Annotated in this window: 25 protein-coding genes and 1 pseudogene; 8 read left to right on the top strand and 18 right to left on the bottom strand. The window is 60.6% G+C overall.

What is annotated here, in order from left to right; translation table 11 throughout:
- Positions 1–27 precede the first annotated feature (27 nt).
- Positions 28–210 (top strand): hypothetical protein, encoded by a 183-nt coding sequence (locus ACB040_RS03605; RefSeq protein ID WP_338773574.1) that lies wholly within the window; start codon positions 28–30, stop codon positions 208–210.
- Here the strand turns inward: ACB040_RS03605 and ACB040_RS03600 are convergent.
- Positions 207–524 (bottom strand): hypothetical protein, encoded by a 318-nt coding sequence (locus tag ACB040_RS03600; protein ID WP_120416042.1) that lies wholly within the window; start codon positions 522–524, stop codon positions 207–209. The genes ACB040_RS03605 and ACB040_RS03600 overlap by 4 nt on opposite strands.
- 349 nt (positions 525–873) lie before the next feature.
- Here ACB040_RS03600 and ACB040_RS03595 point away from each other — a divergent pair, with 349 nt between their 5' ends.
- Both ACB040_RS03595 and ACB040_RS03590 read left to right on the top strand, forming a co-directional pair.
- Positions 874–1,764 carry a diguanylate cyclase gene (locus tag ACB040_RS03595; RefSeq protein WP_371153262.1) on the top strand — a complete coding sequence of 297 codons (891 nt, stop codon included), beginning with the start codon at positions 874–876 and terminating at the stop codon, positions 1,762–1,764.
- Between the two features lie 471 nt (positions 1,765–2,235).
- Positions 2,236–3,510 (top strand): amino acid permease, encoded by a 1,275-nt coding sequence (locus ACB040_RS03590; RefSeq protein WP_113740579.1) that lies wholly within the window; start codon positions 2,236–2,238, stop codon positions 3,508–3,510.
- Positions 3,511–3,576: 66 nt separating this feature from the next.
- Here ACB040_RS03590 and ACB040_RS03585 read toward each other — a convergent pair whose 3' ends face one another.
- A complete protein-coding gene (locus ACB040_RS03585; RefSeq protein WP_371153259.1) occupies positions 3,577–4,215 on the bottom strand; it encodes an exopolysaccharide biosynthesis protein in 639 nt (212 codons plus the stop codon).
- Between the two features lie 250 nt (positions 4,216–4,465).
- Between ACB040_RS03585 and ACB040_RS03580 the strand changes: the two genes are divergently transcribed.
- Positions 4,466–5,089 (top strand): outer membrane beta-barrel protein, encoded by a 624-nt coding sequence (locus ACB040_RS03580; protein WP_371153439.1) that lies wholly within the window; start codon positions 4,466–4,468, stop codon positions 5,087–5,089.
- 90 nt (positions 5,090–5,179) lie between these two features.
- On the opposite strand, the gene ACB040_RS03575 is transcribed toward ACB040_RS03580, so the two are convergent.
- Positions 5,180–6,103 (bottom strand): GGDEF domain-containing protein, encoded by a 924-nt coding sequence (locus ACB040_RS03575; protein ID WP_160881188.1) that lies wholly within the window; start codon positions 6,101–6,103, stop codon positions 5,180–5,182.
- Positions 6,104–6,608: 505 nt separating this feature from the next.
- Here ACB040_RS03575 and amt point away from each other — a divergent pair.
- Entirely contained in the window at positions 6,609–8,036 is a 1,428-nt protein-coding gene (amt, locus tag ACB040_RS03570; protein WP_160881189.1) for an ammonium transporter, read from the top strand.
- A gap of 82 nt (positions 8,037–8,118) precedes the next feature.
- Here the strand turns inward: amt and ACB040_RS03565 are convergent, their stop codons facing one another.
- The 9 genes from ACB040_RS03565 to ACB040_RS03525 form a co-directional block, all read right to left on the bottom strand.
- Positions 8,119–8,586 carry a glycine zipper 2TM domain-containing protein gene (locus ACB040_RS03565; RefSeq protein ID WP_201998536.1) on the bottom strand — a complete coding sequence of 156 codons (468 nt, stop codon included), beginning with the start codon at positions 8,584–8,586 and terminating at the stop codon, positions 8,119–8,121.
- Between the two features lie 97 nt (positions 8,587–8,683).
- Complete coding sequence (locus tag ACB040_RS03560) at positions 8,684–9,181, bottom strand: GNAT family N-acetyltransferase (RefSeq protein WP_043822605.1); 498 nt, start codon at positions 9,179–9,181, stop codon at positions 8,684–8,686.
- 111 nt (positions 9,182–9,292) lie between these two features.
- On the bottom strand, positions 9,293–9,697 hold the full coding sequence (locus ACB040_RS03555; protein ID WP_005356534.1) for a nitrous oxide-stimulated promoter family protein: 405 nt from the start codon (positions 9,695–9,697) through the stop codon (positions 9,293–9,295).
- Positions 9,698–9,784: 87 nt separating this feature from the next.
- Positions 9,785–11,587 carry an aminopeptidase P family protein gene (locus tag ACB040_RS03550; protein WP_371153255.1) on the bottom strand — a complete coding sequence of 601 codons (1,803 nt, stop codon included), beginning with the start codon at positions 11,585–11,587 and terminating at the stop codon, positions 9,785–9,787.
- A gap of 33 nt (positions 11,588–11,620) precedes the next feature.
- The gene (locus tag ACB040_RS03545) at positions 11,621–12,286 is read right to left on the bottom strand and encodes a GntR family transcriptional regulator (protein WP_005340138.1); all 666 of its coding nucleotides are present in this window, start codon (positions 12,284–12,286) and stop codon (positions 11,621–11,623) included.
- Positions 12,287–12,479: 193 nt separating this feature from the next.
- Complete coding sequence (pckA, locus tag ACB040_RS03540; RefSeq protein WP_371153253.1) at positions 12,480–14,105, bottom strand: phosphoenolpyruvate carboxykinase (ATP); 1,626 nt, start codon at positions 14,103–14,105, stop codon at positions 12,480–12,482.
- A gap of 149 nt (positions 14,106–14,254) precedes the next feature.
- On the bottom strand, positions 14,255–15,139 hold the full coding sequence (gene hslO / locus ACB040_RS03535; RefSeq protein ID WP_005340140.1) for an Hsp33 family molecular chaperone HslO: 885 nt from the start codon (positions 15,137–15,139) through the stop codon (positions 14,255–14,257).
- A 77-nt stretch (positions 15,140–15,216) separates the two neighbouring features.
- The gene (hslR, locus tag ACB040_RS03530; RefSeq protein WP_005340141.1) at positions 15,217–15,615 is read right to left on the bottom strand and encodes a ribosome-associated heat shock protein Hsp15; all 399 of its coding nucleotides are present in this window, start codon (positions 15,613–15,615) and stop codon (positions 15,217–15,219) included.
- 255 nt (positions 15,616–15,870) lie between these two features.
- The gene (locus ACB040_RS03525) at positions 15,871–16,251 is read right to left on the bottom strand and encodes a hypothetical protein (RefSeq protein WP_005340143.1); all 381 of its coding nucleotides are present in this window, start codon (positions 16,249–16,251) and stop codon (positions 15,871–15,873) included.
- Between the two features lie 185 nt (positions 16,252–16,436).
- Between ACB040_RS03525 and ACB040_RS03520 the strand changes: the two genes are divergently transcribed.
- Entirely contained in the window at positions 16,437–17,825 is a 1,389-nt protein-coding gene (locus ACB040_RS03520) for a phosphatase PAP2 family protein (RefSeq protein ID WP_371153250.1), read from the top strand.
- A complete protein-coding gene (ydiK, locus tag ACB040_RS03515) occupies positions 17,822–18,907 on the top strand; it encodes an AI-2E family transporter YdiK (RefSeq protein ID WP_058059023.1) in 1,086 nt (361 codons plus the stop codon). The genes ACB040_RS03520 and ydiK overlap by 4 nt, the downstream gene beginning before the upstream one ends.
- 424 nt (positions 18,908–19,331) lie before the next feature.
- Here ydiK and ACB040_RS03510 read toward each other — a convergent pair whose 3' ends face one another.
- Together ACB040_RS03510 and ACB040_RS03505 are read right to left on the bottom strand one after the other, a co-directional pair.
- Positions 19,332–19,727: a hypothetical protein gene (locus ACB040_RS03510; protein WP_236296844.1), complete on the bottom strand. Its 396-nt coding sequence runs from the start codon at positions 19,725–19,727 to the stop codon at positions 19,332–19,334.
- A gap of 344 nt (positions 19,728–20,071) precedes the next feature.
- Positions 20,072–20,227, bottom strand: a pseudogene (locus tag ACB040_RS03505) (agmatine deiminase family protein); the annotation flags it as partial.
- A 108-nt stretch (positions 20,228–20,335) separates the two neighbouring features.
- On the opposite strand from ACB040_RS03505, the gene dhaR reads away from it, so the two are divergent.
- On the top strand, positions 20,336–22,237 hold the full coding sequence (gene dhaR, locus ACB040_RS03500) for a dihydroxyacetone kinase operon transcriptional regulator DhaR (RefSeq protein ID WP_371153247.1): 1,902 nt from the start codon (positions 20,336–20,338) through the stop codon (positions 22,235–22,237).
- Between the two features lie 94 nt (positions 22,238–22,331).
- Here the strand turns inward: dhaR and ACB040_RS03495 are convergent, their stop codons facing one another.
- The 4 genes from ACB040_RS03495 to dhaK form a co-directional block, all read right to left on the bottom strand.
- Positions 22,332–23,414 carry a glycerol dehydrogenase gene (locus ACB040_RS03495; protein WP_338773592.1) on the bottom strand — a complete coding sequence of 361 codons (1,083 nt, stop codon included), beginning with the start codon at positions 23,412–23,414 and terminating at the stop codon, positions 22,332–22,334.
- Positions 23,415–23,552: 138 nt separating this feature from the next.
- Positions 23,553–24,269, bottom strand: a complete 717-nt coding sequence (gene dhaM / locus ACB040_RS03490; RefSeq protein WP_338773594.1) for a dihydroxyacetone kinase phosphoryl donor subunit DhaM — start codon at positions 24,267–24,269, stop codon at positions 23,553–23,555.
- Position 24,270: 1 nt separating this feature from the next.
- Complete coding sequence (gene dhaL, locus ACB040_RS03485) at positions 24,271–24,900, bottom strand: dihydroxyacetone kinase subunit DhaL (RefSeq protein WP_047437877.1); 630 nt, start codon at positions 24,898–24,900, stop codon at positions 24,271–24,273.
- Between the two features lie 15 nt (positions 24,901–24,915).
- Positions 24,916–25,986 carry a dihydroxyacetone kinase subunit DhaK gene (gene dhaK / locus ACB040_RS03480; protein WP_005340163.1) on the bottom strand — a complete coding sequence of 357 codons (1,071 nt, stop codon included), beginning with the start codon at positions 25,984–25,986 and terminating at the stop codon, positions 24,916–24,918.
- Between the last annotated feature and the right edge of the window lie 233 nt (positions 25,987–26,219).

Raw genomic sequence — 26,219 nt, 5'->3', positions numbered from 1 at the left:
TTCATTTGGAAATCAAGTATTAATTAAATGAGAATTATTGTCAATTGTTTTTTGGTTTATGTTATTGATTTTATTGCCAAATTCTCTAAAAACGCCCTTGGTATTGCGGGTGGTGGGGCTGCACTTGCCTATGATGAGCTCGTCGCCGATGAAAGGGAGATTGTGGGAGCTGGGCTGCACCCCATGCTCCCTGAGTTGACCTCGGGCTAGAGCGCCGGGAAGTAGCAGGCGCTCATGTCGATGGGGTGATCGGGGCAATTGGGTAGATAGAATTGCCAGCCCGCATCGGAGAAAGCGCGCAGTTCAGTCTCGACAAACTTGATGGCGAGACTCAGGGCCTGCAGGCTGTCGATGCCGTAGATAAAGGTCTTGTCGCTCAGCCCCGCCAGCTTCACCTTGCAGCGCCAGTCACCGCTGGCGGACTTGGGATCCGGCTCGGGGGCCTTGATGGCGATCTTGAGGGTGAGCTGTTCCCCTTCGAGGCTGACCGCCTCGAAACGAGCTTTGACGATGGCGTTTTTCATCTGGCGATTCCTTTTCCGTGGTACAGCACCTGCGGTTGCGGGTGGCTGGCATTCCTGATGGCTGATGATGTGAAAACTGGACTCAGGACGGCCAGCGTAAATGAACTTGTGAGTTGAAACAATGGGATATGCGTGACCGGGTGAGGGGGCTTTCGCCGCCGTGAGCGAGCGCAGTGGCGGGAGTAGCAACTCGCTGGCCACCGGTGGTGGCCGAGAGGCTGGCAGGCTGCTAGATGTAAAGGATTGTTGGCTGTGGCCGCAGATTTTTCTGCGCTGACGATGAGGGCGAGTGAGTCCTCTTGAGGCAGAATATCTCCCCCCTGTTTGACGTTGAAGTACAGGAGTCTCCGTGGCGCTTTCGGTAACCCAGCTTTATGAAGTGATGGCCCAGCTGCCAGATCCCGTCTTTATCCTCAGTGAAGATGGCTATTACGTGGAATATATCGGCGGCATGGAGCAGCAATCCTATCACGATGGCAATCCGCTGGCGGGCAAGCAGCTGGCCGATGTGCTGCCACCCGAGATGGCCATATGGGTCAAGGCGCAGGTAGCAGAGTCGCTGGCGAGCGGTCAGGTGCGAGTGGTGGAGTATGAGCTCTCCGCCGCCGAGGTGGGGGGGATTAATGCCGCCGCCGGGCCGCAAGGGATACAGCGTTTTGAGGGCAAGATTGCGCCGCTGCCCTCCCTCTATGACGGCAAGCGGGCGGTGGCCTGGGTGACCCGCAATATCACCCGCCAGTACGAGTTGCAGCAGCGACTGCTGCGCCAGAGTGAAACCGACCAGCTGACTGGCCTCTACAACCGCCGTTTCTTCTTCGAGCACTGCCAGCCGTTGCGGGCAGGGGAGGTGCCCTGTGGTCTTATCATGCTCGACATCGATCACTTCAAGCAGCTCAACGATCACTACGGCCATCAGCAGGGAGATCGGGCCTTGCTGCGCTTCAGTAGTTGTATCGATGCCCTGTTGCGGGCGGATGACCTCTTTGTGCGCAGTGGTGGCGAGGAGTTTCTGATCCTGCTGCCGCGGATCGATGAAGCCGGTTTACTGCAGATGGCGGAGCAGATCCGTGCCGCTGTCGAAGCATTGCCTGCCGATCCGGTTGCCATCACGGTCAGTCTGGGCACAACCCTGGTGCAGCCGGAGGAGGAGATCAATCAGGCGCTGGCCCGGGCCGACGAGTGGCTCTATCGGGCCAAGCGGGCAGGCCGCAACCGGGTGGCGCACTGCCCGGCAGGTTGAGAGTGCCACCTCAGTCGCTGTCGGAAATAGCCTGCGCTTTTACTCTGAATAAATTGGCTGACATCACTGTCAATTAGTAGAAAAGTTGTCCGTATTATTTAACTCATATTCCACAGCTTAAGGTGTTAATATTATCGGTCTGATCGCTGGTCTTATTTGTGTTGTTGGGCAACAGCATGAGGTTTTATCGGTATGTTATCAAACAGGCGTGAATCTGGTTTTGGGTGACGAATGTGATACATCCTGTTGTCTTTTGAAACATTCCGATTCAAACAGTCATGAATTATTAACCTTGACCCGGATAGCGATTTCAACGATGGTAGCGTGGCAGCTCCGTTTCTCTCCGGTGGCCCTGTTGGCCGCTGGCGGCGTTGTTTTTTCATGTGCAGGGCGATATGCAACGACATATCTCCAGCCTGTTATTCGGGCCAATAAAAATAATGATGACAGATTAATAAGGTATATATTGCAATGAGTGTTTCTATTGCTGAAAAGAGTAACCCTGTTTCAAAATTGAAATGGGAGAAAAGCGATTCGGTATGGACCATGGGCCTATATGCCACTGCTGTCGGTGCCGGTACGTTATTTCTCCCTATTACGGTTGGCAGTAATTCTCCGGTTATTTTGCTGTTTATTTTATTGCTGGCTTTTCCGCTCTCTTATTATTCCCACCGGGCATTGAGCCGCTTTGTGCTCTCCAGCTCCCATCGGGAAGGGGATATCACCCATGTGGTGGAGGAGCACTTCGGTGCCAAGGCGGGCAAACTGCTGATGCTGGTCTATCTGATGGCCTTCTACCCCATCATTCTGGTCTACAGCATCTCCATCACCAATGCGATTCAGAGCTTCGTGGTTCACCAGCTGGGGGATGCCGAGCTGCCGCGCGGCTTGCTGGTGCTGGGGGTGATGCTGGGTCTGCATCTGGTGCTGCTGGCCGGCAAACAGATCGTGGTGTCGGCCATCAGTGTGCTGGCACTGCCGATGGTTGCCTTTCTGATTGGCCTCTCTATCTATCTGCTGCCCCAGTGGAGCCTCTCCTATTTCAGCGAGAGCCAGGCGGTGGACTGGCGGGATCCGGCGTTCTGGAAATCCCTCTGGCTGATCGTGCCGGTGATGGTCTTCTCCTTCAGCCATGCGCCCATTATTTCTTCCTTCAGCGCGGCGCAGAAGAAGCGTTGTCAGGAGAGTGCCGACCTGCGTGCCAAGCGGATCATCAAGTGCAGCAGCATGCTGATTTGCGGCAGCGTGCTCTTTTTCGTGGTGAGCTGCGTGATGAGTCTGAGTCAGGCCGAGATGGCGCTGGCCCGCACCGACAATATCTCCGTGCTGTCGGCGCTGGCGAACAAGTTCTCCAATCCGCTGATCGCCTATGTGGGGCCGCTCATCGCCATTCTGGCCATGTCCAAATCCTTCCTCGGCACCTCCATGGGGGTGAGCGAGGGGACGGTGAGCATGGTGAGCGGTGCCTGTCAGGGGCTGGGGCTCTCCCTCAAGGAGTCGACCATCGCCCGGGTGTCATCGGTGATCCTGTTTATGGTGACCGCCGTCATCACCTATCTGAACCCCAACGTGCTCGACATCATCGAGCGCGTCAGTGGCCCGCTGATCGCGGTGATCCTGTTTCTGCTGCCGGCCTGCTCCATCTATCGCTTGCCCGCACTCAAGCGTTATCGCGGGCCGAGTACCCTTTTTGTGTTGGTGATGGGGCTGCTTGCCATCTCGGCCCTTATCTACGATCTGCTTTGACCGGGCGGTATCCCGCACAAATCAAAAAGGGCGACCATCTGGTCGCCCTTTTTCTGTGCATCGGGGTTAGCCGAGCAGGCCGCTGGCGCTCTGGCCCGCCATCAGCAAGCCGATGACCAGCACGCTGAACCAGACCAGGGTTGCGCTTACCAGCAGATAGCCGCTGGCGATGAACAGACCGTCCCGCTGCAACATGCCGGTGGCAAGCAGCAGGATGGCCCAGGCAGGCATGGCGTTGGTGAACGGGATGGCGCCCAGGGGCAGCATCAGCAGCAGGGCAGCCAGCATGATCAGCAGGCCGTTGCAGCGGTTGACCGTGTTGCTGCCGGTCAGCACCAGCAGGCGCGGGCGGATAACGCGATCGACCCGGGTCAGCAGATCCGCCCCCTTGTGAAGGGTCGGCTTGAGCTGGTCGGCAGCGAAGCGGCGCTCCATCAGCATGGCGGGCAGCCAGGGCACCCGATTGAGGGTGATGCCGATACCGATAAAGAGGATCAGCAGGCCAAACGGGGTGCTGACCCCGGGAATGGAGACCGGCAGCAGGAAGGGGACGGTGAGCAGGACGCAAAACAGCAGCATCCCCTGTTCACCCACCAGCGTGAGCATCTGGCGCAGGCTGATGTGGCTCTCGTCGATGGCATGCGCGGTGGCCCGCAGGGTATCCGCGAGGGTAGTTTTGGGGTCGTTGAGTTGCGCGGCAACCATTCCCTGATGTCCTTTTGAGTGGTGATAACGGGCCCCGATGACCCGATTTGGCGCCAGCATACGTGGCAGAGGTTAACCGTCGATGAATGGTGGCGGGGCACATAACTGTGCCAGTGGGGCGGCTCGGCAGAGGTTCCGGCGAGAGGGAAATCCCGCGATGAAAGTGATCCGGTACAGCCGCCGTTTAGGATGGGCCTAGGACGCCTCTGGTATGCTTTCTGCACAATCACACAGGGAGCAGGGGATGATGATGAAGAGAGCCGGGATAGTGATGATGGGGCTGTTGCTGCCACAGGGACAGGCCTGGAGTAGCGAGGCCGCGACCACATCCGGTTGGCAGGTGACGCCATTTTTCGGCTACAGCTCAGCCATCGACTTCGAGAAGAGTGACGATGTGGTGCAGCCGGTGCCGCTTTCTGCATCGTTTGATTCACTGCAGGGACAGGGCTCCGGCAGCTGGGGCCTCTTTATCAGCAAGGAGGTGGATGATCCCGGCATGATTGAGCTGCTCTACAGCCATCAGTCCACAACCCTCTCTCCCGACCAGCCGGATCGCCTGACAGTGGACATCCTGCACTTTGCCGGTGCGCTTACTCTCTCTGACAACCTGATGGCGCCCTATATCGGCGCCGGGATCGGGGTGACCCGCTTTGCCGCCTACGACAGCGAGGTGACTCCTTCCATGTCGCTGGCGCTCGGGGTGCAACCGCGCCTCGCCGAGCATCTGGCCCTGCGGGCCGAGGTGCGCGGCTATGGTTCGCTGGTTAACGACAACAACCAGTTTCTCTGCAACCCGGAGCAGTGCGTGTTCAAGGTGCGCGGGGAGCTGGTAACCCAGTGGCAGGCCAATATCGGTCTTACCTTCCGCTTTTAGGTGAGGGGATTTTCCCTATGAAACAGGGGCCATTGGGCCCCTGTTTCAGCAGCAATGTTTCGCCGTGATCGGTAATCAACCGGCAGATCTTCATACCTCCTTGTTAGTCGGCATCGCCCATACCGCGCAGTTTCTGCCCGCCTCCTTGGCGCCATAAAGCGCCTGATCCACCCGTTTGAACAGCGAGACTGCCGGCTCCTTGGGCTCGCGGATCCCCACTCCCAGGCTGACCGTCATGGTATGGGTCGGGTCGGGTGCTATGGTGCGGGTCGCAGTGAGCAGGGTGTTGGCCAGTTGCTGCAGCTCGGCTTCGTGGGCGACGGGCAGCAGCAGGGCAAACTCTTCACCCCCGACACGGGCCGCCAGCGCACCGGGTGGGCAGTGCTGTTGCAACAGCTCGCCAAACTGTTGCAACACCCGATCCCCGATATCGTGGCCGTAGTTATCATTGATCCCCTTGAAGTGATCCAGATCCAGCAGGATGAGGGCGTGGCAAATCCCCTGCTCCAGAAACAGCTGCTGATGAAAGTAGCGCCGGTTTGGCAGCCGGGTCAGATCGTCGAACAGCGCCTGCTGTCTGAGCTGGGTATTGATGTGGAAGAGGTGGTGCATGGTGCTCAGGATGCCGATGCTGCTTAGCAGGATGCCACTGGAGCGCAGTAGATCCTCGGCATAGATGGCGAGCCAGAGTGGCTGCGCCACCAGCTCATCCATGATGTCGGCGGTGGCTCCCATGATCCACAACATCAGACCGCAGGAGAGCATGCGGTAGGTGTGGGTGGGCAGGTGGGCGCACTGCACCACCCAGAACAGGAACAGCATGGTGAGCCAGTTGATCACCTCGAAGCCAAAGCTGACGGCGTAAAAGCGCTCGTAGGGGAAGTGGGGCAGCAGCAACAGATGGAGGGCCATGATGGCCAGCATCACTATCCCCAGCAGCGCGATGTGGGCGCGATGCTCCCGGTCGAGGTGACGGTAGTGGGAGAGGCTGATGTCGAGACGATCGAACTGCATGGTGTTCCTCGGATTGGGCCTGCCATCAGGTTGCAAGCAAGGGGCTGTGTAATGGCATGCCGTGGTCGGATAACAGGAAACGGCTGGTCTGTCAGTGTAAACGAGCGGGCCCGCAACGCGCGATATCGATGACGTCAGCTTGTGGGCTGGCTCAGGGTTTGCGCACTTCTGGTGCGCGACGTATCGCCTGCCCTGCGACAGGGCGACCCTGGGCAGGTTAGCGCAGCTCATGCGCCAAATTGGTGCGTTGATGATGCGCGTTCCTATTAATGTCTTGATTTTAAAGGATTTAAATTTGTGGCCCGCTTTATGCTTTTTAGATGTCAGACGGTCTCTTGCGGTCATCGACGGCAGATGCAGTGATGAGGAAGTGGCAAGAGGCATCCCCGTGCCGGGCGCGGGTGTGATTCTGGCGGGTTGCAGCAACACCTTGCGGTTCGCCACAGATTCAATCAGGGAAACGGAGCCGGTCTTGTACCGGTACGACAGGGAAGGAGAGTGCTCTATGGTCAAAAAATGGATGATGGCGGGTCTGACGATGTTGCCTGCCTTGCTGGTTACCCCAAGTTGGGCCGAAGAGGTCGCTCAGGTACAGGCGGCGGTGGCACCGGTTGCCGCCATGACAATCAACAAGGGTGACAACACCTGGATGCTGCTCTCGTCGGCGCTGGTGATCCTGATGTCGATCCCCGGTCTGGCCCTCTTCTACGGTGGTCTGGTGCGGGCCAAAAACATGCTGAGCGTGCTGATGCAGGTCTTTACCCTGTTCTGCCTCATCTGCGTGCTCTGGGTGATCTACGGCTATTCGCTGGCCTTTACCGAGGGTGGAAATTTCTACGGCTCCTTCAGCAAGGTGCTGCTCAAGGGGGTAACCCCTGACTCCATCGCCGCCACCTTCAGCAAGGGTGTCGGGATCAGCGAGCTGATCTATGTGGTGTTCCAGGGGGCCTTTGCCGCCATCACCTGCGGCCTTATCGTGGGGGCGTTTGCCGAGCGCATCAAGTTCGCTGCCGTGCTGCTCTTCTCGGTGATCTGGTTCACCTTCGCCTATATCCCGCTGGCTCATATGGTGTGGTACTGGGCGGGTCCGGATGCCTATACCAGCGCCGAGGCTGCGGCCACGGCGACTGCAACTGCCGGTTATCTGTTCCAGCATGGTGCGCTGGACTTTGCAGGCGGCACAGTGGTGCACATCAACGCCGCCGTGGCGGGTCTGGTGGGTGCCTATCTGGTGGGCAAGCGTCTGGGCTACGGTCGTGATCCCATGACCCCCCACAGCCTGACCATGACCATGATCGGTGCCTCCCTGCTCTGGTTCGGCTGGTTCGGTTTCAACGCGGGCTCCGCGCTGGAAGCCAACGGTATCGCCGCACTCGCCTTTATCAACACCTGGGTGGCACCGGCTGCAGCAGCTCTCTCATGGACGCTGGCCGAGTGGGTGATGAAGGGACGTCCCTCCCTGCTGGGGGCAGCCTCTGGTGCGGTGTCCGGTCTGGTGGTGATCACCCCGGCAGCCGGTTTCGTCGGTGTGGGCGGTGGTCTGGTGATGGGCCTTATCAGTGGCGTGGCGGGTCTGTGGGGGGTCCACGGTCTCAAGCGCCTGCTGGGTGCCGATGACAGTCTGGACGTCTTTGGCGTGCACGGGGTGTGCGGCATTCTCGGCGCCCTGCTGACCGGCGTCTTTGCCAGTCCGGATCTGGGCGGCACCGGGGTGTGGGACTATGTCACCAATCAGGTTGCCGAGGGCTACTCCATCCTGACTCAGGTGAAGATCCAGGCTATCGGGGTCGGTGTTACTCTGCTCTGGTCCGGTGCCGTGGCGGCGATTGCCTTCAAGGCGGTCGACATGCTGGTGGGTCTGCGGGTGAACGGCGATGCCGAGCGGGAAGGGCTGGATGTCACCTCCCACGGCGAGAAGGCTTACAGCATGTAATCCCGAATGCCAGACAACAAAAAACCGCCGGGATCGGCGGTTTTTTTATGGCTCGAGCGTGACGAAACCTGAATTCACACGCTTAATTCACGACGGCCACGTTGATGCTGCCATTGCCCTGGGTCATGCGCACACGGGCGCCCGGGGTGAAGGTGGGGCTGGCTTTCTGCACGACCACGATGGCTTCGCCGCTCTCTTTCTTGATCTCCAGCTCGACGCCGTCGACCTGATTCATCTTGTTGCCGATGGCGTTACCTGCCGCTGCACCGGCGATGGCGCCGCCTGCGGCTGCGATGTCGCGTCCGGTGCCGCCACCGACTGTGCTGCCCAGCAGGCCGCCGACTACGGCGCCGCCAATGGTGCCAATCAGGGAGTTCTCATCGGCCTGGATCTTCACCGGGCGGGTGGAGATGATGGTGCCGTAGCTGACGGTTTGCACCTGTTTGGCGCGGTCCTTGGTGTAAACATCGCCAGAGTAAACGTCACTGTTGGCGCATCCGGTGATGGTGGTTGCTGCCAGCAGGGCAATAAGGGTCATACGCTTCAACATGGTGGGCCTCCTGGGCTGCACGTAATTTGAACAATCCGGTTGATGAGTGAACTTTACTCCAACCCCGTCACACATGAAATCGGCAAAATGTAACCAATTATGCGTTCTGTAACCGGTTTTGTCCTTGAATCGCAGCTGTACCGGAGAGGGTTTTAACCAGCAGCAGACGGTCTTCTCCGGGGCCGAAATAGTCGGCTATTTCCGCCTGCAATGTGTAACCGAGCCGGTAGTAGAGGCGCTGGGCCGGATTGGCCGGATCGACCGTGAGCCGCAGTTCGCTGATCTGCAGCGCCTGCTGGTTGGCCTCCATCTGGCGCATCATTCGCTCGGCCAGACCAAAACCGCGAGCCTCGGGCAGCACCGCCAGCGAGAGCACCCAGCCTTGCGACCGCTCCTGACCGAATCCCCCCAGCACATAACCCACCAGCTGCCCCTCGTATTCGGCCACCAGCAACAACTCGGGCCACAAATCCATCGCCTGACGGAAGAAGAAGGCGGGATAGACATCTTCGCCAAACACCTTGGCATCGATCTGCCAGATGGCGTGCATGTCATTGTGGGTGGCGGGGCGTAGCAGGGGCGGGTTGTGGTGCATCAGGACTCCATTGGCAGCAAACGGATCGGCAACGCCGCTGACCTTGGGGTCAACGGCAAAAAAGAGTCATAGGGTAGTGGTCATCCCCTGCCGGATGCAAGGGATTGGCGGTTATGGCGGCAGGGGGCGGCTCTGGGGCAGTTTGGGAGCTTTGCGCAAGCCGTCGAGCAGATGGCGGAGGGTGAGCCAGGGGTGGCGCAGCAACATGCGCGGGCCGCTCCACTTCATCACCTGCTGGATCTGTTTGCGCATCGCCGGGGCGTAGCAGTGGATATTGCAGTTGGCACAGGTGGGTTTGTGGCCGTGGCCATAACGGCAGCGACGAAGGCGCTGATGGGCGAAATCCCGCAACTGGCGACAGTGGCGGCAATGGGGATCCTGATGATGGTGCTGGCAGTAGAGGCGGATCATGGCGCTGACCGTCTGCTGCTCGCGCATGAGTCTGGGATGGTCACTCGCCTTTTTGCTGGCTGCGGCGTGTGAGCCCCGGGCTGGGCTGGCATGATGACTTTTCATGGCCGCCATTCTCCTGACCTGCTCGCTTTGGGTGTTGATACAGGTCAAAAGGGGGGATAAAAAACAGGGCCCGCAGGCCCTGTGTCATCAGATGAGGCTGGTTGCCTGCTCCAGCCAGGCGAGATCCTCGCCCTCGAGCAGTGGGCTCAGGCGGCGGAACACCTCGACATGGTATTCGTTGATCCAGCGGAATTCGGCCGGGCTCAGCAGGCTGCGGTCGATCAGGCGGGTATCGAACGGCACGTAGGTCAGACGCTCGAAGCCCAGCATCGGCAGCTCGCCAACCTGTTCCAGCTCGGTCACCACTACCAGGTTTTCGCAACGGATGCCGAAGCCATCTTCGCGGTAGTAGCCCGGCTCGTTGGAGAGCACCATGCCCGGTTGCAGGGCGACCATGCTCCCTTTCGGCGCGATGCGCTGGGGCCCTTCGTGGACACTCAGGAAGTGGCCGACGCCGTGACCGGTGCCATGGTCATAGTTGTAACCGGCCTGCCACAGCGGCATGCGGGCCAGCACGTCGAGCTGGATACCGGCGGTGCCACGGGGGAAGCGGGCCTGATCCAGCGCGATATGGCCCTGCAGTACCCGGGTAAACATCGCCTTCTGCTCGTCGCTCACCTCACCCACCTTGATGGTGCGGGTGATGTCGGTGGTGCCATCCATATACTGGGCGCCGGAGTCCAGCAGATAGAGGCTGTCCTGGCCAAACGCGCGCGGGGTGCCGTTGGTGTGGTGGTAGTGGCACATGGCGGCGTTGGGGCCTAGCGCGGAGATGGTATCGAAGCTCGGCTCGACGTAGTGCTCCTGCTCGCGGCGGAACGCTTCCACCTGATCGGCCAGGGTGCCTTCATCCACCCCCTCGAACTCGCCGGAGGCGACCAGCCGATCCAGCCAGGCGAGGAAGCGGGTCATGGCCACGCCATCACGCAGGTGAGCGGCACGCATGCCGGTCAGCTCGATCTCGTTCTTGCACGCTTTCGGCAGCATGGTCGGGTCTTGCCCTGCCACCAGAATGGCGCCCGCCTCTTCCATGACGAGCTGGGTCCAGGCGTTGGCGCTGTCCGGATCGGCCAGCACCTTCTGCTGATCTTCACCGATGCGCTGCAGCACGTCGCCCAGCTTGTCGATGGGGTAGACGGAGACATCTTGGCCAACGTGTTGGGTGAAGGCGAAGCAGTCAATTTTGTCGGTATCGACGAAGAAATCCATGCTGGTGTTGGCGTAGAGCACCGCAAAGCCCAGCACCACCGGCAGCCGGTCGATATCGCGGCCGCGCAGGTTGAGCAGCCAGTTGATGGGCTCGGCCTGGGTCAACAGCACCGCATCCAGCCCGCGCTTGCGCAGGTCGGCCGCCAGCTGTTCACGTTTGGACTGGCTGGACTGGCCTGCCAGATCCTCGCTGTAGAGGATGACCGGGCTCTTGGTCGGCTCCGGGCGATCGCTCCAGTTCAGGTCGATGGGGTTCTGCTCGACGCGGATCAGCTCTATACCGCGATCAGCCAGCACGGCCTTGGCATTCTTGTACCAGGTCAGGCTGTGCAGGCGGGCATCGAAGCCGACCCGGGAGCCTGACGGCAGCTGTTCGGCCAGCCACTGCACATGGGGATTTTCAATGAGGTGGAGGAATTCGAACAGTTCGGCGGGAGTTTGCATCCGCGCCTGCACCGTATAGCGACCATCGACAAAGAGGGCTGCCCGTTGGGCCATGATGATGGCGACGCCGGCAGAGCCGTTGAAACCGGTGATCCAGTCAAGCCGCTCGGCATAGGCGGGGATGTACTCGCCGAGGTGCTCATCATCGTGGGGGACGATAAATGCGTCCAACTCCTGCATGGCCAGCTCGGCCCTGACTTGGGCGACGCGGGTTTCAATTATCTCGAAATTATTCATGTCGTTAGTGCCAGATGGTTGCTATATGAGTGTTCAGTTTTTATGGCCGCTGGCCAGGATCCGCTTGATCGACTGACCTGCCGCTTCGATATGCTGCCTGAGCAGCACCACCGCCTCGTGCTTGCGCCGGGCGCGGCACAGTTCCAGCAATTGGGCGTGTTCACGCTCCGCCTTGTCCACGCCGTCGCTGGCAAACAGCAGCTCGAAGCGGACATAGCGGTCACAGCTCAGATTGATCTGGGCGATCAGTTCAAGTGCCTGGGGGCGACCGGCTGCCTGATAGAGGGTGGCGTGAAAGCTGTGGTTCAACTCGGCCCAATGTTCGATCTGGGTGCCTGACTCCAGGGCGTGATCAAACTGGGCGAGGATCGCCTCCGCTTGTGCGAAGGTGGCTTCCGTCATCTTGTCGACGGCGTGAAACAGGGTATCGGCTTCCAGCAGCGCTCGCAAATAAAAGAGCTCTTCAATGGCCGAGGCGTCCAGCATGGTGACCACGGCGCCGCGATGGGCTTCGAACTTCACCAGCCCCTGCGCTTCCAGCTGCATCAGGGCTTCGCGCACCGGAATGCGGCTCACGGCCAGCTCTTTGGCAATGGCATCCTGACGCAAGGGGGCGCCAGCGGGGAACTCCCCACGGAGGATCCGGCCACGGAGGTTTTCCATCACCATCTGGGTTCGGGTCTTGTAGGGTGGGGTCATGGTCGGGTCACGATTGGGCGTTACAGAATTGTATATTGTATAAAGTTTGGCTGAATCTAACCTGTCACAACAGGCAAAGGCAAGGTTTTGGCCCTTTTAACGGGGGCGATGGCAGCGTTCGGGGCTCCACAAAAACAAAAATGCCGGTCAGCGTGGCTGACCGGCATGATGTCACTGATACGAAGCGAGCCTGTTACAGCTGCGGGCCTGCCGCAACCAGACGTTTGCCTTCGTCGTTATCGGTGAAGCGCTCGAAGTTCTTGATGAAGCGCCCTGCCAGATCGACGGCCTTGGCATCCCACTCGGCCTTGTCGGCGTAAGTGTCGCGCGGGTCGAGGATCGCCGGGTTCACATCGTGCAGCGCGGTCGGGATCTCCAGATTGAAGATTGGCAGCACCTTGGTCTCGGCCTTCTCGATGGAGCCATCCAGGATGGCGTCGATGATAGCGCGGGTATCCTTGATGGAGATGCGCTTGCCGGTGCCGTTCCAGCCGGTGTTGACCAGATAGGCCTCTGCACCTGCCGCTTCCATCCGTTTTACCAGCTCCTGACCGTACTTGGTCGGGTGCAGGGAGAGGAAGGCTGCGCCGAAGCAGGAGGAGAAGGTCGGAGTCGGCTCGGTGATGCCGCGCTCGGTACCGGCCAGTTTGGCGGTGAAGCCAGACAGGAAGTGGTACTTGGTCTGCTCCTTGGTCAGTTTGGAGACCGGAGGCAGCACGCCGAAGGCGTCGGCAGTCAGGAAGATCACCTTGGTGGCGTGACCTGCCTTGGAGACCGGCTTGACGATGTTGTCGATGTGATAGATGGGGTAGGAGACGCGGGTGTTCTCGGTCTTGGATCCATCATCGAAGTCGATGGTGCCATCGGCAGCAACGGTCACGTTCTCCAGCAGCGCATCGCGACGGATGGCGTGGTAGATGTCCGGCTCAGCCTCTTCGGAGAGCTTGATGGTCTTGGCGTAGCAGCCCCCTTCGAAGTTGAACACGCCGTGGTCATCCCAGCCGTGCTCGTCATCGCCGATCAGCTGACGCTTGGGATCGGTGGATAGGGTGGTCTTGCCGGTGCCGGAGAGGCCGAAGAAGATGGCGACGTCGCCGTCCTGACCCACGTTGGCTGAGCAGTGCATGGAGGCAATGCCGCGCAGGGGCAGGAAGTAGTTCATCATGGAGAACATGCCCTTCTTCATCTCGCCACCGTACCAGGTGCCACCGATGAGCTGCATCTTCTCGGTCATGTTAAAGGCAACAAAGTTCTCGGAGTTGAGACCCTGCTCTTTCCAGTTCGGGTTGGTGCACTTGGCACCGTTCATCACCACGAAGTCAGGCTTGAAGGTTTTCAGCTCTTCATCGCTCGGGCGGATGAACATGTTTTTCACGAAGTGTGCCTGCCAAGCCACCTCGGTGATGATGCGCACGGCCAGGCGGGTATCCGGGTTGGCACCGCAGAAACCGTCGACTACAAACAGGCGCTTGCCGGAGAGTTGTTTGGTGACCAGCCCTTTCAGATGTGACCACACTTCCGGGGTAATCGCTTTGTTATCGTTTTTACCCTGGTCAGACCACCACACAGTATCCTGGGTAGTGGCATCTTTGACGATATATTTATCTTTCGGGGAGCGACCGGTGAAGACACCGGTGTTTACGTTGACGGCGCCCAGCTCGGTCACCACACCGCGCTCGAACCCTTCCAGGTCGGGGCGTGTCTCTTCCGCGAAAAGCTGCTCGTAAGAGGGGTTGCGAACGATTTCTTGGCTGTTTTTGATGCCGTACTGGTCCAGTCCTAATTGTTGGGCCAGGGTGGGTTCTGCCACGATTGTCATTGTATTCTCCTGGGTTCAGAGGTTGGTAGGGTTCTATCTGACGGTCATCCTATCACTTAGGTGGTAGAGTTTAGCGATCGCCATCAAACTTTATAAAATAGGGTATTTTTTTGTTATTAAAGTTAAAGGCGGGTTTTGCCCGCCTTTAATTAGTGTAACTGGTTTGCATCATTGCCGGGAGCCCTGCTGAACAGGGTTTCGACATCGATCCCATTAAATTGGTACTGGGCGCCGCAATAATCACAGTGCATGTCGATCTTGCCGAGCTCCTGCACCATCTCCATCACCTCTTCCTTTTCTATCTGCAACAGGGCTCCTTCGCAGCGCTCGCGGGAGCAGGTGCAACGGAACTCGACCGCCTGCGGATCGAACACCCGCACCTTGTCCTGATGGTAGAGACGGTAGAGGATCTCTTCTGCCTGCAGGCCGAACAGCTCTTCATCCTTGATGGTGCTGGTGAGCTGTGTCAGGTGATCGAAATCGTTGCTGTGATCCTCGCTCTGGGCGGGCAGCTCCTGCAGCATGATGCCGGCAGCGCGCGGCGCACCTTCGTGGTAACCGGTGCGGATCCACAGCTTGGTGGCCAGCTGTTCGGAGCGGGCGAAGTAGTGCTCCAGGCAGCCCGCCAGAGTATCGGCGTCCAGCGCTATGATGCCCTGATAGCGCTCGCCCTGCTCCGGGGTGATGGTGATGATCAGCTGGCCGTTGCCAATCAGGCTCTGCAGCTTGCCATCGCTCGGCAGCTCGCCTTCATAGCGGGCCACGCCGCGCAGCTGCTGGTTGTTGTCGCCGTTGATCACGGCCAGACGCACCGGGCCATCGCCCTGCAGTTGCACTGTGATGGAGCCTTCAAACTTGAGGGTGGCGGTCAGCAGGCTGGTGGCGACCAGCAGCTCGCCCAGCAGTTTTTGCACCTGCACCGGGTAGTTCTGGGCTTCCACCACATGGCGGTAGGTGTGATCCAGCTGGACCAGCTCGCCACGCACTTCGTACTCTTCAAACAGATAGCGATACAGCAGATCTTGGTTGCTCATCATGTATTCCTGGCTTTTCGGTGAGGTAAATCGGGCGGGCTGGGTTTGAAGCCAGCCCGGTATCAAATCGGGGTCGGTCAGTACTGTTTGACCTTGAGCAACTGGCGTCGCTCCTGCTTGTCGGGGCGGCGCTCGGGGCTGGGGGCAAACTGGCTGTTGAAACGGCGCGCCTCGCTGTTCTCGGCCCGTTTTTTCAGGCTCTCGGCGGTCTCTTCATAGAGCTGCTGGGCCAGCGGAGCCGATTTGCGCTGCTCGCTCAAGGCCAGCACCCGCACTTCGCGTTCGTCCTGCCCCTGCCAGAAGCGGATCAGTGCACCCACTTCCACCTGTTTGCCCGGTTTGCTGCGCTGACCATTGTAGTGCACCTTGCCCCCGTCTATCTGATCCCGCGCAATGGAGCGGGTCTTGTAGAAACGGGCCGCCCACAACCACTTGTCGAGACGAACCTCGAGGGCACTTTCTGCATGATTGGGCATGAACAGGCTCCATAACGGGGAAAAGAGATGGTCGATTATACCAGAGCACGGGGTCGGGATAGAAACCGGGCAGCCGCCGCGCGGGGCGCAAACCATGTCAAGGTGATGCAACATATGGGCAGTTTGCTGATTCACAAGGGAAAGCGCTGCTTTATCGGGTATCCATGGGGGCTGGGAAGGGCCTCCATACCGCGCATATAACACTGCCGCCCCGGTTGGGGGCGGCAGCGTTCACATCCATCGACCATGTCAGAGTCAGAAGTGATCGTGCTGATCCGGCTTCTTCTGGTCGTGGGGGCCTTCGCTGTGGGCGATGGCGGTGCGGATGAGATCAACCCCGGCGCGGATAATCAGCACCCCCATGTTGACCAGTTTGACGCAGACCCACATGAAGGTGATGAGCAGGATCAGCTTGAGCACGGTCTGGAAGGCTTCCAGGAAGTTCTGCTCCAGCTGGGCGGTCAGGCCGTTGGCGCTGGTCATCAGCCAGGTGTAGACCTCGCGCACGAACGGGATGCGGCTTGGCATCTCCAGCACATCCAGTGCGGCAGGAAGCGCCTGGAAGATGACGATGCTGCCGAACAGGATCAAAATGACACCGATGGCGATGCCGAGGAAAAAGCCGAACTGTCTCATGGAGGGCTCCAGCGTTTGCTGCATGAAATTGAAGATAGCCGCCAATAGTAGGGAGTGCCCTGCTTCATCGCAATCTTCCGTGTACCGCCTGCGCGGCGGGAACGGCAGCGATCCGGCCGCTACCGTTGCCCAACTATCTGATTTCTGGGAGGCTTGTCGCCATTGTGCATAGGGAAAGCAAATTGATGTCGAGAACCCTCTTTTTACTCTTGCTGGCGCTGTTTGCCGCTCTGCCAGCCCTGAGCGCCGAACCGGCGGCTCCCACGGCAGCGGCCTGTGCCATTCGCCATCAGGATCAACTGCTGCTGGTGCAGGATCGCATCTCCTCCCGCTACAGCCTGAGCGGTGGCTATATAGATGGCGGCGAGCGCCCCGGGCAGGCGGCGCTGCGCGAACTCTTTGAGGAGACCGGCTTGCAGGGGGAGGTGGTGCAGGAGTTGGGCCGCTGGCAGCGGGCGGTTATCTTTGCCTGTCGCACGCTGGAGCCTATCGTCGCCCAGCAAGATTCCGATTTTGTCTCGCTGCTGAAGGCCCCCAATCTGGGGGGAGAGATCCTTAACGCCCGGCTGATCGCCATCGACCAGCTTCCCCGCGAGCAGCGTCGCTTTCCGGATCAGCTCGACTGGCTGCAATCCCGACTGGATAAGGTGCCCGAGAGCGAGGTGCACTGGCAGGCCGATTTCGTGGCGCAGGGCAATGCGCTGCATCAGGTCGAGATCCCGCTGATGCTGCGGCTGCAACAGTGGCTGGGGCCCGATGTCTGGTGGCTGTCGGTCAGCAATCTGTTTGGTTCAGGCGGCTTTCAGCTTGCCCTGATACCTTTGCTGCTCCCGCTGCTGGGATGGCCGCGGCTGCGCCAGTTGCTGTTCGCCATGCTCTGGCTCGGCTTGCTGGTGCAGGCAAGCAAGGAGGGGATCGGCTGGCCGCGTCCCTTCCATCTGCAACCTCTGCTGGCAACCCAGAGCGCGCAAGGCTTTGGCATGCCGAGCGGCCATACCGCCTCGGCCCTGCTGTTCTGGGGGGCGCTGCTTGGCTGGCTCTGGCCTGCCCGGCGGGGGCTGGCCTATTCGCTGGCCTTGCTGCTGGCGCTCACCACAGGTCTGGCGCGGGTCTGGCTCGGGGTGCACTTTATCTCCGATGTGGCGGCGGGGCTGCTGATCGGCGCCTTGCTGCTGGCGGTTCGTCCCTGCTGGCGTGCCGACAGGCAGTCGGCGGCTTGGCTGCTGCTGATTGCATCTGCGCTGGCGCTCGGGGGCCTGACCCAATCGGCCCATCTGGCCGGGATCGGGCTGGCGGCTCTCGGGCTCTGGGTTGGCGGTTTGCTTACCCTGACCCGCGGCGGTTATCCCCCCATTGTGACCGGCGCGGTCACAATGGGGGGGGGCGCGGTGATAGGAGCGGGGCTCTGGGCGCTGCCGCTGCTGACCAGCAGTTCGCTGGCGATCCTGCTTGGTCAGTTTGTGCTCTTTTTCGGGCTGGGGCTCTGGTTGAGCGCTGGCCTCTGGTGGATACTCTCTTTCTTGAAATGCGACACACGACCCAAGGGCAACGGCTCTGACAAGGGAACTCTATGAATGTGAAAAAAGTGGATTTGGCCAAGATAACCCTGGGGGTGCTGTTTCTCAGCATCCTGATTATCTCCTGTTTCCTGGTGTTGCAGCCCTTCCTGCCTGCGCTGGTGTGGGCCACCATGATCACCATCGCCACCTGGCCGCTGATGCTGATGGTGCAGCGCCTGTTGTGGGGCAAGCGTACCCTGGCGGCCCTCTTTATGACGCTGGTGCTGCTGTTGATGTTTGTCATCCCGCTCTTTATGACGCTGGCCAATGTGGCGGAGAAGGCGCCCATGCTGATCGAGCTGGGTACCCATATCAGCCAGTCACCGCCGCCGGAGCTGCTCTGGCTGCAACAGATCCCGCTGGTGGGCGACAAGCTCTATGACTTCTGGCAGCAAATTCTGGCGAGTGGTGGTCAGGTGTTGTTTGCCAAGCTGGCCCCCTATTTCGGTCAGACCGCCCGCTGGCTGGCCTCTCAGGCCGGTAATCTTGGCTTGCTGTTCGTGCACTTCCTGCTGACGGTCGGTATCTGCGGGGTGCTCTATCACTCGGGGGAAGTGGTGGCGACCGGCATTCGCCGCTTCGCCCACCGGCTGGCGGGTCAGCGTGGTGACAACGCCACTGTGCTGGCTTCACAGGCGATCCGTGCCGTAGCCATGGGGGTGGTGGTGACCGCACTGGTGCAATCCTCGGTGGCCGGTGTCGGCCTGCTGATTGCCGGTATCCCTTACGCCATGGTGCTGGTGGTGGTGATGTTCCTGTTGATCGTCGCCCAGATCGGCCCCTTCCCGGTGCTGCTGGCCTGTATCGGCTACCTCTACTGGAGCGGTGACACCACCTGGGGCACCTTCCTGCTGGTGTGGTCACTGATTGCGGGCACCATGGACAACTTCCTGCGCCCCTTCCTGATCAAGCGTGGTGCCGACCTGCCGCTCATCCTCATTCTGGTGGGGGTAATCGGTGGCTTGCTGACCATGGGGATCATCGGTCTCTTTATCGGCCCGGTAGTGTTGGCGGTGGGCTACACCCTGCTGGATGCCTGGATCAAGGAAGATGACCAACCGGCGACTGCTGCGGTTGAAGCGCCCAAGGCCGAGTGATGATTCGGTAACAAGACGATTCAGCCATCCATCGCTGATACCAAGAGCCGCCCGGTGTGAACTGGGCGGCTCTTTTGTTTGTGGTGATCGTGGCTTATGGCGATCGAGTCAGATTGGTTGATCCTCGCCAACCTCCATATCCCACATATGACCGTCTCATGTAGGTTCGATTAGCGAAGCGTAATCGGACGATCGAGATACCGCTGTCCAGGTGTTTCCGTGAATCAGCGGCATCTGGCAGAGGAGAAATATGGATGGCCGTTATCGCGGGGGAATTAATTTACGCGAACGTCCGATTACCCCTGACGGCTAATCTAACCTACGGGCCTAACACCCGTAGTACACAGTATTTTCGTTAAAACGAAGCCGCAAGAGCAATGCAGTTAATGTATTTGGCGTATTATATTATCTCACCGATACGGAATCATTCGCTGAACCATTTTCCTTGGCGCATTAGCGACTGTTCTCTCCCACATGTTATGCGAACCATATTCGAAATTGCACCATTAGCGACATCATGATCCTTTTGGGTCAAAAAGTCTTCTACGTAGAGTTTTGAACCGTGGAGAATCACATCTAAGTATCGCCGGAGTTCCACCTCATCAAGCGCCGTTGCTCTAAGCTGAAAAGGCTCATGCAGTGCAGCTTGAAGGAAAGCCGCACGCTCTATGTCTTTTTCTATAACCTCGAAGTCAGGGCGGCTCAAGGGGATTGTAACCACGAAGTCAGCGAAACCACTTGTTATTGAAATGTTCAGTGAATATACCCCATCACAAAATGAGGCCTGCATACGTAGAGCGTCAAATTTTATTTCTTTCATTCACTACTCGAGTGCAGAATAGATGTTCGTTAGTAAGATAGCAGTGATTATATGGAAGGCGATACTATCTGTTAATAGAGCCTTCCGTACAAATTTGAATTACTAGGGTGGTTGTCACAAAAAACTTTTAAAGTCAGGGGGGTACCTGCATCTGGATCTGAGCTCACTAGCTCAGCTTCATTTTCTTGAACAAGTCAGGAGTATGAGTTCGGTGAAAAATATTTAGCTCAGTTTGCCAAGATAAAAGGCTTCGGCAGGTCAGGGGCTTGTAGTTAACAAAAATTGACGTGGATAAATAACCTGGGGCGTGGCAACGCCCCGGGTTATCTGTCGGTAGGGGAGGGTCAGGCGGGCTGGTGGAGGGTGATGCAGTGAATGCCACCGCCACCGGCGGCGACCGGATCAATATTGATCTGCACGATTTGGCGACCGGGGTAGATCTTGGCCAGCAGATCGTGGCAGTAGCTATCGGCGGCCTTGTCGCCAAACTCGGGGCGAACCCGACCAAGAGCAAAGCGGGGTGGCCACCCTCTGAGGCAGGTCACTGAATCGGGGGCGCTGGCGTGGTTAAATGGTCGGCTTACATCTTGCCGGATATTGCTGTGACCATGCCATCTGACCTTCAGCCGCTGTTCGCTTGGCCTGACTATCTGCAGGCATCCTGGCTGCGCTGCGCCCACCAGACCAGTGCCACCCTCTGGCATCCGCCCCACAGCGCCAAGGGGCAGACCTTGCAGAGCCTGCGCCAGCGCAAGCGCGACCTGCTCACCACCGGCGAGATGGCCCTCGAAGATCTCTACGAATTTATGGAGGGACGCCCCTGCGCCCTGCTGCTTACCGACGAGAGCGGCTGCCTGCTGGCCCAGACCGGCCACCCCGACACCCTGCGCGAGCTGGCAGGGCTCGGCTTTGGCCCCGGCGCCTTTTTCAGCGAGGGGCGCATCGGCACCAATGCCATCAATCTGGCGGCGCTGGAGGGGGTACCGCTCTGCGTCAGCGGCCCCCAGCACTTCAACCAGACCCTGCACCCGTGGCACAGCTGCGCCAGCCCGGTCTACAACAGCAATGGCCGTCAGGTCGCCATCATCGCTTTGATCTGCAAGGTGGAGGAGGCGAGCGCTGGCGATCTGGCGCTCACCGTCAGCGCCGGACGCGAGCTGGCCCATCTGTTGCAGATGGAGACCCTGATGCAAGAGTCCCAGCACCACCTGAGCGAGCTCTACGCCCTGCTCGACGGCATGGATGACGGCGTGCTGGCCTGGGATCCGCAGGGCCGGCTGCGCTACCTCAATGCGCTGGCAGCCCATCGGCTGCGGCTCGATCCCGCGCTCTGTCTCGGCCAGCCGCTGGAGCAGCACCTGCTGTTGCCCCAGCGGTTGCAACTGGCCATCAGGGGGCAGACGCCGCTCAGCCATGTGGAGGTGACGCTGGAGCGGCTCGGCGCGCAGGAGGGGGAGTTTATCAATGCGCTGGTGAGCCTCAAGCCGCTGCCGGGGCCGGAGGGGGTCAGCTTTATCGCCCTGCTGCACCCGGTCGATCGGCTGCGGGCCATTCACCAGCTGCGCCAGACGGTACCCGAGCTGTCGGCGCTGGTGGGCGAATCGAGCGCCATGCGCAAGCTGCTGCGCTACGCCCGGCAGGCGGCCCAAAGTCAGGGGCCGATCCTGCTGCGCGGCGAGGAGGAGGTGGGCAAGGCCCAGCTGGCGGAGGCGATCCACTTTGGCAGCGAGCGGGCCGCCGGGCCGCTCATTACCCTCAACTGCAAGGCGCTGCCGAGCGAGCGGATGGCGCTGGAGCTGATGGGCTCCGACGAGGCGGGGCAGGAGCGGGCGGGCAAGTTCGAGCTGGCCCACGGCGGCACGCTCGTGCTGGAGCAGGTGGAGTCCCTCTCTGCCCCCATGCAGGCAGCGCTGCTGCAACTGCTCAAGACCGGCCGCATCCAGCGCTTCGATTCGGCCCGCATCCTGCCGCTCAAGGTGCGGATCATCGCCACCAGCAGCGCTCCGCTGGAGCAGCTGGTACAGGAGGGGCTGTTTGGCCGCCAGCTGCTCTATGCCTTGCAGGCGTGCGAGCTGTGGCTGCCGGGGCTGCGGGAGCGCGCGGCGGATCTGCCGGGCCTTATCAGCCAGCAGCTAGGGGCGCAGGGGCGCGAGCCGGTACGCCAGTTCAGTCCGGCGGCCCTCGATTGCCTGCTCGCCTATCCCTGGCCTGGCAATCTGGGGGAGCTGCGCAGCGCGGTCGAGCATGCGCTGCTTCATTCCGGTCAGGGGTCGATCCCGCCCGAGGCGCTGCCCGCTGCCATTCGTCACGGTTATCAGCAGGTGGCTGACGAGGTGGTGGGGCAACCGCTGCTCACGCTGGCGGAGTTGGAGCGGCAAGCCATTTCGCGCTGCGCTCACGCCTGCAAGGGGCAGGTGAGCCAGATGGCCCAGCATCTTGGCATCAGTCGCACCACCCTCTGGCGGCGGCTCAAACTGCTCGAAATTGATCCCGCCGACTATCACGGCTGATGGCTATTGAGGCCGTTGCAAACCGGCCCGTAGAAAACGAAAAGGCCCCGCAGTTGCGGGGTCGTGTTATATAGCAGGGTCAGTCGTGGCGCGGTTACAGCCCCAGCTGGTGGGCGGTGACGATAGCCGCCAGCACATCCTCGGCAGTGACCTTGAACGGCATATTGTGGATGGTCTCGCCCTCGGCGGTGGAAGCTTTGGCCACCTCCATCAGGCGCGCCATATCCAGCTCCTTGACCCCCATCATATGCAGGTTGGTCGGCAGGCCCACCGAGCGGCAGAAGCCCAGCACGGTTTCGATCTCCGCCATCGGCGCGTTCTCCAGCACCAGTTGCACCAGGGTACCGAACGCCACCTTCTCACCGTGGTAGAGGTGGTGACACTCGGCGAGCTGGGTCAGGCCGTTATGGATGGCGTGGGCGGCGGCCAGACCGCTGCTCTCGAAGCCGATACCGCTCAGATAGGTGTTGGCCTCGATGATGTTCTCCACCGCCTTGGTGCAGAGCCCCTGCTCTACCGCCAGCTTGGCCTTGTAGCCGTCGGCCAGCAGGGTCTTGTAGCAGAGCTCGGCGATGGCCTGCGCCGCCAGCGTGGAGGCACCACCGGCCATGGTCTGGCAACCGGAAACCTTGTTGGCGCGCGCCTCGAAGTAGGTGGAGAGCGCATCCCCCATGCCGGAGACCAACAGCCGCACCGGCGCACGGGAGACCACACCGGTATCCATAATGACCATATTGGGGTTGGTCGGGATCATCAGGTATTCGCTGAACTGCCCTTCCGGGGTGTAGATGACCGCCAGCGCGCTGGTGGGGGCATCAGTGGAGGCGATGGTCGGCACTATGACCACCGGCACTTTCTGGTAGAAGGCGACCGACTTGGCGGTATCCAGCGTTTTGCCGCCGCCGATGCCGATGATGACGTCAAACGGGGTCTGCTGGCAGCGGGCCAGCAGGCGGTCGATCTCGGGGCGGGAGCATTCGCCGTTGAAGCAGTCGAACTCCGGCTGGATGCCGGCACCGTGGAAGCTGGTGGCCACTGTATCGCCGACCAGCTTGGTGACGAAGGCGTCGGCCAGGATCAGCGGCTTGGCGCCGAGCGCCTTGACGTAGTTGCCGATATTGGCGAGGGCCCCGTTGCCTTGCACGTATTTGCTGGGGCTGATGATAATGCGGTCCATATTCTATCCCTCTCTCTTTACTAATTAAGAATCGGGGCGAAGGGGCGGCAGTGCCGGGGAGTCCTTCGTCTTTTACTTGCACAACAGTGGCGCGGCTGCTGGCCGATGGGGCCGCTTCCGCGCTTTGAAGCTGGCCGGTCAGTCGCCGAAGCGCTCGTCTGCCAGCTGCTGGAAACAGGCCAAGGCGGCGGTGGCATCCTCCCCGCGCGCCAGCAGGGTGAGCATGTCGCCCTGACGCACGTTGAGCATGGCGAGCCGGGTCAGGCTGCGGGGATTGGCCTCTTTATCCCCCTTTTGCAGCTTGAGTTCGGCGGCAAAGGGCTTGAGGGCAGCCACCAGCCGGGCGGCGGGGCGCACATGCAGGCCGTGGGGGTTATCCACCACCACCTCACAGCGCAGCCATCCGTCGTCGGCAACGGGGGCCGTCTCTGTGGCGGCCTGCGCCGCGCTGGCAGGCAGCATCGCTTGTTTCGGGCCAAGGGCACCGAGCGCCTCGGCGGCGACCTCGTCCAGCGTCAGGCCGGAACCGGCCGCCACCACGGCGGCCAGAGTACCTTCGACCAGCGGTGCGGGGCAGAGCCGTACCCGTGCACTCAGCTGCGGGGGCAGCAGTTCGAGGGCGGTCTCGGCGCTCAGCAGAGCGCTACCCAAGTCCATCAGCACCAGCACGCCGCTGCCGTCATCCGCCTCTTCAATCGCACTCATCACCGCGATGGCATCGGTGCCGATGGGGTGGTCGGGGTCATCGACCCCGGCTGCCAGCAGCAGGCGGGCCGGGCTGCCGAGCTGGTCGGCCAGCGCTTTCAAGCCGGCCGCCAGCATGGCGCTGTGAGAGACAACTACGATTCCGATCATGTTACAACCTCGCTCTGTCACGCAGGGCGGTCAGCAGCAGCAGGGTCGAGGTGGCCCCTGCATCCTGATGGCCGATGCTGCGCTCGCCAAGGTAGCTGGCGCGCCCCTTGCGGGCCTGCATCTGGATGGTCGCCTCGGTACCTGCCGCGGCGGCTGCCACCGCCTTGTCCAGCGCTTCGTTGAGGGGCAGATCTTGCTGCTGCGCCTGTTGCAGGGCGGCCAGTGCCGGCCACCAGGCATCGCACATGGTCTTGTCACCCGGCTCGGCACGGCCGCGCGAGACGATCCCCTCGACCCCGTCACTGAGCATTTTGCACAGTTGGCTGAGGCTGAGGCTCTGGCAGGCGTCGCTGCTGGCCGCGGCCCGGATAAAGAAGGTGCCGTAGAGCGGGCCGCTGGCGCCGCCGACCGAGGAGAGCAATGTCATGCCGGTGGTTTTCAGTACCTGCCCGATATCCTTGTCCGCTACCGCGGGCAGCTTCTCGGCCACCTTGGCGAAGCCGCGTTGCATGTTGAGGCCGTGGTCACCGTCGCCGATATCGGTATCCAGCGCGGTGAGGTAGTCACGCTGCTCGGTAAAGATGTGTTCGCAGTCGAGCAGCCAGTTGACGATGTGATGTTTGCTTAGCATGGCTATCGGCACTCCTTAGCAGCCGCGACGCAGGGCGGGGGTGTGAACGGGGGCATCCCACAGGGTCATCAGCTCGTCATCCACCTTGAGCAATGTGATGGAGATGCCGGTCATGTCGAGGGAGGTGCAGTAGGGGCCGATCAGGTTGCGCACCAGATGGATGCCCGCCTCTTCGCACAGGGTGGCAAGGCGACCATAGACGCCATAGAGCTCGGAGATGGGGGTACCGCCCAGGCTGTTGACCAGTGCGATGACTCGATCGCCTTTGTTGAGCGGTTCGATAAAGGTGTGCTCCTCCTGCCAACTGCCACTGGTGCGATCCCAGTGGCGCAGGGTGCGGCCATAGGGGGTGTTGTCAGCCAGCTCGCTGAACATGTCGTCCACCAGGGTATTGAGGTCGGTGAAGGGGCGACGCTCGATGCCCGGTTCGCCGTGGATACCGACGCCGAACTCCAGCTCGTTGTCCGCCAGAGTGAAGGAGGGCTTGCCAGCGGCCGGCACGGTGCAGGCATGCATGGCCACGCCTATGGTGCGGCTCTGGTTGTTGATGCGACGGGCCAGCGCCTCGCAGCGCGCCAGATCGTAGCCCGCTTCGGCGGCGGCACCGACCAGCTTCTCGCACAGCACTGTCGTGGCGACGCCACGGCGACCGGCGGTGTAGAGGCTGTCTTTGACCGCCACGTCGTCATCGATCAGGGCGAAGCCCACTTTTACGCCGTCGCCGTGCAGCAGCTCGACCGCGGTCTCGAAGTTGAGCACGTCACCGGTGTAGTTCTTCACCAGAAACAGCACGCCCGCGCCACCATCAACGGCCTGACCGCACTCGTACATCTGATCCGGGGTTGGAGAGGTAAAAATCTCGCCGGGGCAGGCGCCATCCAGCATCCCTTTGCCCACCAGACCGCCGTGCATCGGCTCGTGGCCGCTGCCACCGCCGGAGACCAGCGCCACCTTGCCCATCACGGGGGAGTCGGCGCGGGTGATGTAGTGGGGCTCGATACGTACCTTGAGCTCGGGGTGGGCGGCTGCCATCCCCATCAGTTGTTCACGGACCACGGCATCGACGGCATTGATCAGTTTCTTCATGGCTCACTCCTTGGCTTGCCACCGCACGGGTGGGCAAATGGTTGATGGAGCCAGTCTAACGACAGAAAGAGGGATAAAAATGACGGCCTGTTTGGTTCGGATTTGAAACAGCATAAGGGGGTTCGGCGTTTCAATCTGAAACAGGGCAGGGCAAGCGGGCGGGAAACTGTTAGCTGACTCACAGCCATGAAAAAGGGCCCCGCAGGGCCCTTCGCTATAACCGGAATATGCGG

The organism is Aeromonas sp. S11(2024) (assembly GCF_041402345.1).
Lineage (GTDB): Bacteria > Pseudomonadota > Gammaproteobacteria > Enterobacterales > Aeromonadaceae > Aeromonas > Aeromonas veronii.
Note: the sequence above shows the minus strand (reverse complement) of the source record. Positions and strands in the feature narration are given on the sequence as shown.

Bases quoted from the DNA above. Each gene is read 5' to 3' on its own strand.
- ACB040_RS03605 (WP_338773574.1), top strand. From the start codon at position 28: ATGAGAATTATTGTCAATTGTTTTTTGGTTTATGTTATTGATTTTATT.
- ACB040_RS03600 (WP_120416042.1), bottom strand. From the start codon at position 524: ATGAAAAACGCCATCGTCAAAGCTCGTTTCGAGGCGGTCAGCCTCGAA.
- ACB040_RS03590 (WP_113740579.1), top strand. From the start codon at position 2,236: ATGAGTGTTTCTATTGCTGAAAAGAGTAACCCTGTTTCAAAATTGAAA.
- ACB040_RS03585 (WP_371153259.1), bottom strand. From the start codon at position 4,215: ATGGTTGCCGCGCAACTCAACGACCCCAAAACTACCCTCGCGGATACC.
- ACB040_RS03580 (WP_371153439.1), top strand. From the start codon at position 4,466: ATGAAGAGAGCCGGGATAGTGATGATGGGGCTGTTGCTGCCACAGGGA.
- ACB040_RS03575 (WP_160881188.1), bottom strand. From the start codon at position 6,103: ATGCAGTTCGATCGTCTCGACATCAGCCTCTCCCACTACCGTCACCTC.
- amt (WP_160881189.1), top strand. From the start codon at position 6,609: ATGGTCAAAAAATGGATGATGGCGGGTCTGACGATGTTGCCTGCCTTG.
- ACB040_RS03565 (WP_201998536.1), bottom strand. From the start codon at position 8,586: ATGTTGAAGCGTATGACCCTTATTGCCCTGCTGGCAGCAACCACCATC.
- ACB040_RS03560 (WP_043822605.1), bottom strand. From the start codon at position 9,181: ATGCACCACAACCCGCCCCTGCTACGCCCCGCCACCCACAATGACATG.
- ACB040_RS03555 (WP_005356534.1), bottom strand. From the start codon at position 9,697: ATGAAAAGTCATCATGCCAGCCCAGCCCGGGGCTCACACGCCGCAGCC.
- ACB040_RS03550 (WP_371153255.1), bottom strand. From the start codon at position 11,587: ATGAATAATTTCGAGATAATTGAAACCCGCGTCGCCCAAGTCAGGGCC.
- ACB040_RS03545 (WP_005340138.1), bottom strand. From the start codon at position 12,286: ATGACCCCACCCTACAAGACCCGAACCCAGATGGTGATGGAAAACCTC.
- pckA (WP_371153253.1), bottom strand. From the start codon at position 14,105: ATGACAATCGTGGCAGAACCCACCCTGGCCCAACAATTAGGACTGGAC.
- hslO (WP_005340140.1), bottom strand. From the start codon at position 15,139: ATGAGCAACCAAGATCTGCTGTATCGCTATCTGTTTGAAGAGTACGAA.
- hslR (WP_005340141.1), bottom strand. From the start codon at position 15,615: ATGCCCAATCATGCAGAAAGTGCCCTCGAGGTTCGTCTCGACAAGTGG.
- ACB040_RS03525 (WP_005340143.1), bottom strand. From the start codon at position 16,251: ATGAGACAGTTCGGCTTTTTCCTCGGCATCGCCATCGGTGTCATTTTG.
- ACB040_RS03520 (WP_371153250.1), top strand. From the start codon at position 16,437: ATGTCGAGAACCCTCTTTTTACTCTTGCTGGCGCTGTTTGCCGCTCTG.
- ydiK (WP_058059023.1), top strand. From the start codon at position 17,822: ATGAATGTGAAAAAAGTGGATTTGGCCAAGATAACCCTGGGGGTGCTG.
- ACB040_RS03510 (WP_236296844.1), bottom strand. From the start codon at position 19,727: ATGAAAGAAATAAAATTTGACGCTCTACGTATGCAGGCCTCATTTTGT.
- dhaR (WP_371153247.1), top strand. From the start codon at position 20,336: ATGCCATCTGACCTTCAGCCGCTGTTCGCTTGGCCTGACTATCTGCAG.
- ACB040_RS03495 (WP_338773592.1), bottom strand. From the start codon at position 23,414: ATGGACCGCATTATCATCAGCCCCAGCAAATACGTGCAAGGCAACGGG.
- dhaM (WP_338773594.1), bottom strand. From the start codon at position 24,269: ATGATCGGAATCGTAGTTGTCTCTCACAGCGCCATGCTGGCGGCCGGC.
- dhaL (WP_047437877.1), bottom strand. From the start codon at position 24,900: ATGCTAAGCAAACATCACATCGTCAACTGGCTGCTCGACTGCGAACAC.
- dhaK (WP_005340163.1), bottom strand. From the start codon at position 25,986: ATGAAGAAACTGATCAATGCCGTCGATGCCGTGGTCCGTGAACAACTG.